We start from the raw sequence: 2,520 nt of genomic DNA, 5'->3' as shown, positions 1-2,520 counted from the left end.
CCTTTTTTTTCTAAAACGATAGCTTGTATCTATTGCCTCATAAGGCTTCTAGGGATCGGCCTCCCGGAGAGTGACAGAAGAGGGGTAAGTCGTCTCACCCTTGCTACTAATCCCAAGAAGCGATTCTGGGAGAATCCCCCGTCACAGCGAAGCTTGACGGCGGGAGTATGTCAATTCCCTGTGTGCTGTAATTCTTCTTCCATCAATATCTTGCCCATCTTCTGATACTCCCGGCGGATCGCACGAATCAGATGACTCATGTGAACGGGTATACCCTCATCAGCAGCTAGAAATGCGGCGGCTAAAGCAACATTGCGGATGCTAGCACCACCAATTTCAAACTTACGTGCTAAAAAATCTAGGTCTATGTGAGGACTGCGAGGTGTGGTGTCAGGCCAAATTTTCTCCCAGATTTGGCGGCGTTGCTTTTCGGTAGGAAGGGGAAACTCAACTATAAAACGCAGTCGTCGCACGAACGCATCATCTATATTGCTACGAACATTGGTTGTTAAAATGGCAATTCCTTCATATTCTTCCATTTTCTGCAATAGATAACCAACTTCAATATTGGCATAGCGATCGCGCGATTCTTTTACTTCTGTGCGCTTGCCAAATAGAGAATCTGCTTCGTCAAATAAAAGAATAGCGTTGGAAGTAGCTGCGGCGTTAAAGATGCGATTGAGATTTTTTTCTGTATCGCCAATATATTTACTGACAATTTGGGATAAATCAATTTTATAAAGGTCTAGCTGTAATTCACTTGCCATCACTTCCGCCGCCATCGTCTTTCCCGTCCCCGGTAAGCCAGAAAATAGAACATTCTGCCCTTTACCGAGAGATAACTTCCGATCGAACCCCCATTCTTCATACACCAGATGTCGATGTTTAGCTTGATTGCAAATTTCCCTAAGCTGGGTTTGGGCATCGGGTGGTAGAACAATATCATCCCAGCGATATTTAGGTTCGACTTTGCGTGCAAGTGCAGCTAGATCGTGACCGCCTTGAGCGCGGGTAGCAGAAAATACAATTGAGCTATAGGAAATCTCGGTTTCTCCAGCCGCAGCTTTCCAGCGAATGGTATTGCTAGCGGTGACAACGGCGTTGGCAATTTGCTCTGGAGTAAGGCGGAAACGATCGCTTAAAGCATCCAAGTCGGTTGGCGAAATAGAAATTCCGGCTTCCTCCAAACGCTCTTGCCATTCTAGGCGACGCTGGGTAAAGTCAGGAACGGTAAAAGGTATCGTCAAAATTCCCAAGACACCTTCTATTCCGGGCTTCCAAGGTTGCTTGCCTGCTAGGATGGTTATTCCCTTGGTTTGAGCAATTGCATTGAGCAAATCTTGATATAAGATAGCGTGTTCTTCCTCTTGCAATATCTCTACCCCCTCAAGATAAAGCAGGGTATTTTCAAACCAAGCTTGACGGAGGATTAGCTTTAAAGTAGGCTCGAAATCTACTTTTGCAGCTATGATTCGGGCGAAATCGGCTGTCAATAAGGGGATTTGAAGTTCAGCGGCTATAGCTTCAGCGGTGTGGCGAGCAAGAGCGCGATCGCTTCCTTGGAAATACAGTCGCAAGTCGCTGCGCTCCGGGGGAAGAGGGGATTTGTCCATTGTCCCGTTTTTCCTCTCCCCTATTTCTCCATCCGAAGGGCATTCCTCAAGAGCAACAGGGTTTTGCTGCGATCCCAAATTTCCTTCCACACCCTTTTTCCCTTTTTCCCCTTTTCCCCTTCCCGCCTGAGCGATCGCTTTTAAACCGTGTTTGACGGATTCCTTCAAGCGTAAATCGTTCCAGTCAACAGCAGGCTGAATTAATTGGCAAAAAGGTGTTAACCGAGAATCGAGTCCTTTTTCGTTGAGTAGGAAGCGGACAACTTGTTCGTCGAGTAAGATATTATGCGCTAGTAGACTCGGTTTGGCTTGGTTAGAGTTGCCAACAAGGTACAGTAGTTTATGGCGGATGAGGGGAGCGTCTGGAGAAAAGCGATCGCGTTGGCTGAGTTTGTCGGTTGCTGTCGGACAAAGGATTTTGAGGACGAGATCGACAGTAGGTTGCAAATAACGCTCTTCGTCTTGTACGTAGGCGTAGAGGCGTTCGTAGCGGCGATCGAGTTCTGGAGCGAGAACGATCGCGATCGCATCGAGGTCAAATGTGGATAATTTAAACGTTTGCTGAAGCTGTGCTAGGTGCGAATCTGGCGGTACAAAGTCGGGTAAAGATTTATCTAAATTTTCGGCTTCCCCTTTAAAACCGTTGGAACTAGGCTGCGTCACTGACAACTTTTCTATTTGTTGTAGGTTAGCTTGCAATTCGCGATAGAGATGAATGGGAGCATTTGGATGGCGATCGACTTCAATAGCAGCGATCGCTCGTCCTAGATGTCGATCTAATCGGCGCAGTAATGGCAATAGAGCGTCGAAGTGGGGAAGGTGCGCGATCGCATCTTCAGGCTTCCTAATTTTTGTTGTTTCCGCCATTACTGCTTGTTCCTTTTTTAATGCCCTTCCAAATTGTGGC

Annotated in this window: 1 protein-coding gene; it reads right to left on the bottom strand. The window is 46.9% G+C overall.

Going from position 1 to position 2,520, the window contains the following annotated elements:
- Positions 1 to 170: 170 nt before the first annotated feature.
- Positions 171 to 2,520: AAA family ATPase (locus H6S82_RS28540; RefSeq protein ID WP_347339562.1), on the bottom strand; the 2,350-nt coding region annotated here is incomplete at its 5' end.

Origin of the sequence: Planktothrix sp. FACHB-1355 (genome assembly GCF_014748295.1) — a bacterium.
GTDB classification, from domain to species: Bacteria; Cyanobacteriota; Cyanobacteriia; order Cyanobacteriales; family Aerosakkonemataceae; genus Aerosakkonema; species Aerosakkonema funiforme_A.
This window is presented reverse-complemented; position numbering and strand designations above follow the sequence as displayed.